The 6,577-nt window shown below is 44.5% G+C and carries 9 protein-coding genes; 2 read left to right on the top strand and 7 right to left on the bottom strand.

Going from position 1 to position 6,577, the window contains the following annotated elements; translation table 11 throughout:
- Positions 1-146 precede the first annotated feature (146 nt).
- A complete protein-coding gene (locus IM456_RS20010; RefSeq protein WP_149988469.1) occupies positions 147-737 on the top strand; it encodes a phycobiliprotein lyase in 591 nt (196 codons plus the stop codon).
- On the opposite strand, the gene IM456_RS20015 is transcribed toward IM456_RS20010, so the two are convergent.
- From IM456_RS20015 to IM456_RS20035, 5 genes are all read right to left on the bottom strand, one after another.
- A complete protein-coding gene (locus tag IM456_RS20015) occupies positions 734-1,066 on the bottom strand; it encodes a hypothetical protein (protein ID WP_008204735.1) in 333 nt (110 codons plus the stop codon). The genes IM456_RS20010 and IM456_RS20015 overlap by 4 nt on opposite strands.
- A 30-nt stretch (positions 1,067-1,096) precedes the next feature.
- Positions 1,097-1,690: a chromophore lyase CpcT/CpeT gene (locus IM456_RS20020; protein WP_149988470.1), complete on the bottom strand. Its 594-nt coding sequence runs from the start codon at positions 1,688-1,690 to the stop codon at positions 1,097-1,099.
- Positions 1,691-1,703: 13 nt separating this feature from the next.
- Positions 1,704-2,237: a phycobiliprotein lyase gene (locus IM456_RS20025; protein WP_149988471.1), complete on the bottom strand. Its 534-nt coding sequence runs from the start codon at positions 2,235-2,237 to the stop codon at positions 1,704-1,706.
- A 545-nt stretch (positions 2,238-2,782) separates the two neighbouring features.
- A complete protein-coding gene (locus IM456_RS20030) occupies positions 2,783-3,550 on the bottom strand; it encodes a phycobilisome rod-core linker polypeptide (protein WP_149988472.1) in 768 nt (255 codons plus the stop codon).
- A 39-nt stretch (positions 3,551-3,589) separates the two neighbouring features.
- Positions 3,590-4,468: a phycobilisome linker polypeptide gene (locus tag IM456_RS20035; protein WP_149988473.1), complete on the bottom strand. Its 879-nt coding sequence runs from the start codon at positions 4,466-4,468 to the stop codon at positions 3,590-3,592.
- 486 nt (positions 4,469-4,954) lie between these two features.
- Here IM456_RS20035 and IM456_RS20040 point away from each other — a divergent pair, with 486 nt between their 5' ends.
- The gene (locus IM456_RS20040) at positions 4,955-5,632 is read left to right on the top strand and encodes a response regulator transcription factor (protein WP_008204725.1); all 678 of its coding nucleotides are present in this window, start codon (positions 4,955-4,957) and stop codon (positions 5,630-5,632) included.
- Here the strand turns inward: IM456_RS20040 and IM456_RS20045 are convergent.
- On the bottom strand, positions 5,629-6,156 hold the full coding sequence (locus IM456_RS20045) for a DUF3011 domain-containing protein (RefSeq protein WP_149988475.1): 528 nt from the start codon (positions 6,154-6,156) through the stop codon (positions 5,629-5,631). The genes IM456_RS20040 and IM456_RS20045 overlap by 4 nt on opposite strands.
- Positions 6,157-6,405: 249 nt before the next feature.
- The coding region (locus IM456_RS20050; protein ID WP_271931852.1) for a photosystem II protein D2 at positions 6,406-6,577 on the bottom strand (172 nt) is incomplete at its 5' end.

The raw sequence follows: 6,577 nt of genomic DNA on the forward strand, positions 1-6,577 counted from the left end.
CATCTTGAAGAGCAACGCTGTACCCCGAACCGAAGTTAAGTACAGCCAATAGAGCGTAAAATTTAAGCAGTTATTCTATGGATTTTTAAGGCTTTTTTCTGAGCTGGTAAAATTTGGTTAAGCAACTAAGTAAAAGTGAGCGATCGATGCTAGAAAAAACACCGATGACAATGATGGATTTCTTTCGCAAAAGCGAAGGAGTTTGGTTTTCTCAACGTACTGTTCATCGTTTTGACGCGGCGGGAGATGAATCGGGAGAATCTAATTTAATTATCAAGGTTTTAGCCGCAGATAATCCGAAAGTTCTGGAAGTTTGCCGAGAACAAGGGGTAAATCCAGAGTTAATTAGTGGCGGAGCTAGTTTTCAATGGCAGGGCAATTTAAGCGAAAAAGCCCCCGATCCTAACTACGAAGCGATTCTAGTCGATGTTCCCAATCCTGTTAATGCTCGCTATGGCAAATTCCTCCGCAATAAAGGCTATGTGGAAGGCATTCCCGTTATCGGGGTCTATCATTTTGCCGAGGATGGAGTATTAACTATAGATACAGAATACGAGCGTAATCAGGGACAAGAGCGCTGCTGGTTTATTACCGATAATTTTCGTGTGCGCGTCAGTACAGTCAAGATTATTAATGGTGTGAATTTAATGACCTATTGTTCCGAGCGCCGTTGTGTCGAGTCTTCTTTTTTAGAAGACTTAATCGAGAAAAACCGCCAGCGAGCCATTAATAGTTAAATATTTTCATCAAAGCGAGTTTGAAAACTACCATACTTAAACCAATATTGTTTTAATTCATGGTGGGGAGTGTGTAAACTAGCTTTCACTTGGTAGAGGAGAATTTTGCGGTGAGTGCCGATCCAAACTCGTTTAAGCGGTTCCACAGAAATCACCGTTCCGCCTAAACTTTTCACACACTGCTCGAAGCGTTCCACCGCAGAATAATCTAAGGTTTCAAAGAGGAAAAAGTTGCCCGAACAAACCAGATGACGGCTCCGGATCCAAGCTTGCATTTTTTGACGGGCGACTGGTGGGAGCATGGTGGTAGATTCTTGGATGGTTTCCATTGGTTTCCGTTCAGTCTGCTGATTAACCGTTCAAATCATCGAAGGAACTTCGGCGGCAAAATTCTCGATTTTGACAAATTTCAAAGCCCCCGCCCTTGATCCCCATACCTGTTCGTGGTTGTCCACGTCTAAACCGCGATCGAAACTCACAAAAGTGTTTTCTGTCAGTTCCACATCGCTAACTAAATAGGTTTTTTTGCCGTATTTTTCGATAAAACAACTATTGCCCTCTACCCGGCCACGAAAGAGATTTCCCCGCCGTTGAAAAATCATCGAACAGTGATAACGGCGATCAATTTTGTCTGGTTTTATACTGCGTAAAATTGACAGTTCCCGTCCCGCTCCCGCATAAAACATCGGATTTTGTAAACTGTAATTTTCGATATAAATATCCTCTCCTCGATCGATAAAACGATGCACCCCTTGCCGATAGGGTCGCCAGAGATCGTAATCGTAAACCTGTTCGGAATAAAACCCGATTCCCCCGAAAAAATCCCAGGGTAAAGGTCGGAAAAATACATGGATATGGGCGTAATTTTTGGCATCTTCAAAAGCTTGTTGCTGATTGCTAAAATCTCCCGCTATCCAGTGAGCTAGAGTTAAAAGTAAATCACTGTCCGCCATGGTTTTTACTGCCCTAAGATACCGATAAATTGCGAATTTCTGAGGAAAAAGAAGCCGTAACTACTCCCGTTCCCTCACTGGTTTTAATCAAAGATACTCGTAGGCGAAAATTAGGATTAACAAACCAGATTTTTTCTTCAGCAGTGGCTCTTTCGTATTCGGTTAAGAGGACAAAAGTGCCGTCTTCTTGAAAGTGATAACGACCGATGGAGGGAATAGTTTCTGCATAACCTTGATCCCGCAATAATCGCCCCGATCGAGGATTATTTTCATCGGGAATTGGGATTAAAATCGTCGTTCCTTCAAAGGTAGATTCGTCATCCCAATCCGATTCTCCTTGCCAACTCATGCGAAAGGGATTACTAGCAAAATTTGCATCGATATCATAGGACTTACACAGGTCGATTACTTCTTGCTCTTCTTTTTTTAAAGGCACGATATCGATCGTTGATTTGACCTGTTCAAAGTGAGTAAAAGCTAGATGGTGGGCGCTGCGCTGAGATCGCCAACGACCGAGGGAAAGTTCGACAAATTGTCTGATATCCATAGGAGAAAGCAGGTTTTAACGATTAATTATCAAGGAATTTTTGTAGAAAAAAGAGCGAATAAGAAGGGGGCATTTCACTATTCGCTCTCGAAAATTTTAGGAGATACTTAAGTGTAATCTTAAGCTATTCTTCTCCCGATTATAACTTATTTTTTTTGAAGTGGAATTATGATTTTTACTAGGATTAATTAGTCGCAACCGAACCAGTGATTGTTATTAAACAATCAACAAAACAACAGTATTTATTGTGAAAATATTTTGGGAAATTAATCACAATTGTTTTCGCTGTGGTTAAATATTAAAAAGCTCAATATTTAGCCTTAAAATAATAACTGTTTTTTCAGAGATTTAAAGTCAGCTTTTTGGTATCTAAATTACTCCTTAAGACCGTCTATGAGAGGGAAGAAGGTAGCTGCAAAAGAGGAAGTTTGAGCATTTGTACTAAAATTCCTCTAGGCAGTTTAAATCCAGTACAGCTTATCTGTGAGGCCAAAACCCCTTCAACGAGTAGAGAAGCTATCCCTACTCGTTCACTATCGAGGTTTTTAGGCGATTTCGGTGATACTAACGATCGTACCGCCCGCCCGATGGATACGCTGAATTTGGGGAGTCATGCGATCACCCGGTACCAGATATTCCGTGGTACTAACCCGGCGAGGACTATCAAACTTCGCCCCTTTGACGACAATTTTGAAAGTCTTCTCCGTTGCGTCTTTGTAGGCACTCAAACGACCACCTTTACTGGGTAGAGTGATCGGACTGGCGCTATTCGTCGCCACTTCCGCACCCAAACGGGCTGCGGGGAAAGCACTATCAACCCCGGCATAACCTTGGTAGAGGGAAAGGGTGCGATTGTAGTTAATATTTTTCTGACCGACTTGACTTTTCGCCCCTTGGTAATAGGGAACGATATTATCGCCGAATTTGCTTTGATATTCGTTGCTATCGAGATAGGAGTCGATTTCCGCTTCGTAGCCTTGACCGACACAAATCTGGATATGGGCCGAAATTTCGGCTTGGTCGGCCGGGGCCCGACCTAAGAGGTGTTTGAAATTTAACTCGATAAAACGGTAGGGAGCGCAGGACTCAAAGTAACGACGGCGATAAAAATCCGATTTGGCGATCGCACGGACGAATTCCCGCACAGTCAGATTACCATTAGCCAGTTGCGATTCGGCAGTGGTTAGGCGCTCGCTTTCCATAACGTGGGGATTCCCCAAAACCTGCTTGTAAACTGCTCGAATTACTGCGGCCACTTCGTCGGGACTTCTCGACGGTCGCAGCTCCACTGGACTTTCTAAAACTAAACTCATTGAGATTCTCCTAAACAGAAACGATAGCTGACTGGGACTCTAGTTAATCGGGGTGATACTAGCGATAACACCCCCCTCACGGTGGATGCGCTGGTATTCTTGAGATAATTTGTTAAAAGGGACGAAATAAACCTGATTACTGCGGCGGAACTTCGAGACGCGGTTAACTTTGCCCAGGGAGCGATAACCGGTCACCTCAATGCGGTAAACCTTGCCTTCTTCCCCGGCACCGGCACCCAAACGCGACCGCGCACCACTAGAGGTATCTTGGAAAGACCAACCATCACCCACAGAACCACCGGAGGGAGGAATAACGGGGAGGGGAATTTCTTGAATAACGTATTTGTTCAGTACGGGAGCTTTACCAGAAATACTGCCCTTCAGGTCGCTGCTGGAGTTACCGCGAGATAGAGCGAAAATATGGGTGAATCCCACCATATTGCGCCCTGGTTCTGTTTTATAGCCTCGACAATAGGGAACGATGTTTTCGCCAAAGGTGTTTTGATATTCGTCGCTGTCGAGGTAGGAGTCAATTTCTGCCTCGTAGCCCTGGCTATCGAGAATTGTACTGTGGGCGCGCATTTCTTCCAATCCGTCGGGAGCGCGACCGAGGAAATGTTTAAAGTTGAGTTCGATAAAACGATAGCGGGGACAGGTATCGAAGAAACGGGAGCGATAGAGAGCGGATTTAGCGATCGCACGGACGAATTCCCGGACGCTTAATTCTCCCATTTTTAATTGGGATTCAGGAACCACTGCCCGTTCGCTTTCCATAACGTAGGCATTGCCCAAAATTTGCCGGTATACGGCTTGAATTAAAGTTTCTTTCTCGGCCGCCGATTGTCCGGGGAGCAATTCTAGCGGGGGAGTTTCTTCATACCGGGCCACTCCAAGTTGGGAAGCGGGTCCAAAAGTCATAGCAAAACAATCTCCTCAAGGTGGGGTAAAGGATTGCTGCGGGACGACTTCGGGACAAAATGCCTTCTCAGCCTTTCCCGCAGGGTCAATTTGGCGATCGATGCTTAGTTTCTCTGGAGAGTCCATCAAGAACGCTCGACAAGTGTAGCAAAAGACACGAAAAGAAACCGGTGAAAAGATCGAAAAGATATCGATAAAATCTGGTAAAGATATCGGGAAGATTAATATAGTAAAGAAATCGGAAAGATAATGTAAATAAATCGGAAAGATTTTTCTTAAACCCTTGCTAGGTAAAGCATAAATTGGTTATTTAAGTGCAAAAAATAATTAATCTGAAATATAACTTTACAAAATTTTGGTCAAAGATTCGAGAGGTGTTTTATCATTAAACTGTATTTCAAAGAATGAACATTTTTTGATAAGTTTAAACTGATGCCGATATTCACATCGGCAAGGTGCTAACGGTTAACCCATCTCTAGCGTTTCATGAGGATTCTTTTAGTTGAAGACGATAGCCGTTTAGCGGCCACCTTAGCGGAAGCTCTCACCGACCAATTTTATGTGGTCGATACGGCTTTAGAGGCAGAATCGGCTTTAGAATACATCAGGGCGAGCGATTACGACCTGTTACTATTAGATGTCATGTTGCCGCAATTAGATGGCATTAGTTTTTGTCAACAATTGCGATCGCGTGGTTATCAGATGCCGATCCTAATGGTGACGGCCCGGGATACAGTTAGCGATAAAATTTCCGGTTTAGATGCGGGAGCCGACGACTATATCGTTAAACCGGTCGATTTAGGCGAATTATTCGCCAGGGTGCGGGCTTTACTCCGTCGCAATGTGGCCTCGCTGCCGCCGATTTTAGAATGGGGTCATTTACGCCTAGATCCCGGGGCCTACGAAGTTAGTTATGCCGGCGTTGCCATCCATCTCACCCCCAAAGAATACTGTATTTTAGAACTGCTACTGCGCCACGGTTATCGCTTAATCGGTCGCCGCACCATTATCCAGCACGTTTGGCCGATGGAAGAATCCGTGGAAGAAGATACGGTCAAGGTTCACCTGCGCGCACTACGACAAAAGCTAAAAGCGGCAGGAGCGCCCGAAAATTTTATCGAAACCGTCCACGGTGTCGGATATCGTCTCTGTAAAATCGATTAACCCCGATCCTCACAAACAAAGTCCACTACTCGATCGATTTCCCGGGATGAGCGGATGCGACGACTACCGCTGCCGAGTTCGCCGCCTCGACAATTGGCCCACCAACGCTCGCGACTGCCATTAACGATCGCATCAAATTCTCTAATTCTGCCACTATCATAATAACTGCGGCGATCAACGACAAAACGACCGATATTGGGGAGGCGAAATTCTTCGTAAACATTACCTTCCCAACCGCCACCAACATTACCGTGATGGTCGTCCATGCGTATCTCAAACTCGCCCCGACAACCATTTCTGACCACAATATTGCCGTTTTGGAAATCCCAATTACCCTCACAGGGAGCAGCAGAGCGAGTACGAGTTAATCTTACTTGGGCCCATCTAGCGTTCACGGGACAGCGAGTAGTGCGACCGTTTTGACTTTCACAATTAATTCTCATGGTTCTGGCCGCTGCAGGCTCGCTCCCTAGGGGACAAATTAGCAATAAACCTAGACCAGATAATAAAATTTGGCGAAACATTGTCTTTATCTCCAAGAAATTCTCTAGTTTATCTTACAGGGGTATCCAGAAAATGAGTAATACTAAATCTGGTTATTAAAGACTGATTATTTATTCCCCCTTTTGCCTATTGCCTTCTGCCTTTTGCCTATCTTCACTAGGAAATTTATTTTGCACTACTACTTAGTTGCTTGAAGTGCCTTAATCAACAAAAAAGAAGGGTGATTTAACTTCACCCTTCCCCCTATTCGGTAAATTTTCTTGCCATCTTTAGAGAGCGTTACCGCGAGGTAATACTTCTTCAGGGAAGATAAAGTTTTCGTGGGGTTGGTCTTGGGGAGCCATCCAAGCTCTCAGACCTTCGTTAAGCAGAATATTTTTAGTGTAGAAGGTTTCAAATTCCGGGTCTTCCGCCGCTCTCAATTCCTGAGAAACGAAGTCA

The organism is Microcystis sp. M079S1, from assembly GCF_020246425.1.
GTDB lineage: Bacteria > Cyanobacteriota > Cyanobacteriia > Cyanobacteriales > Microcystaceae > Microcystis > Microcystis aeruginosa.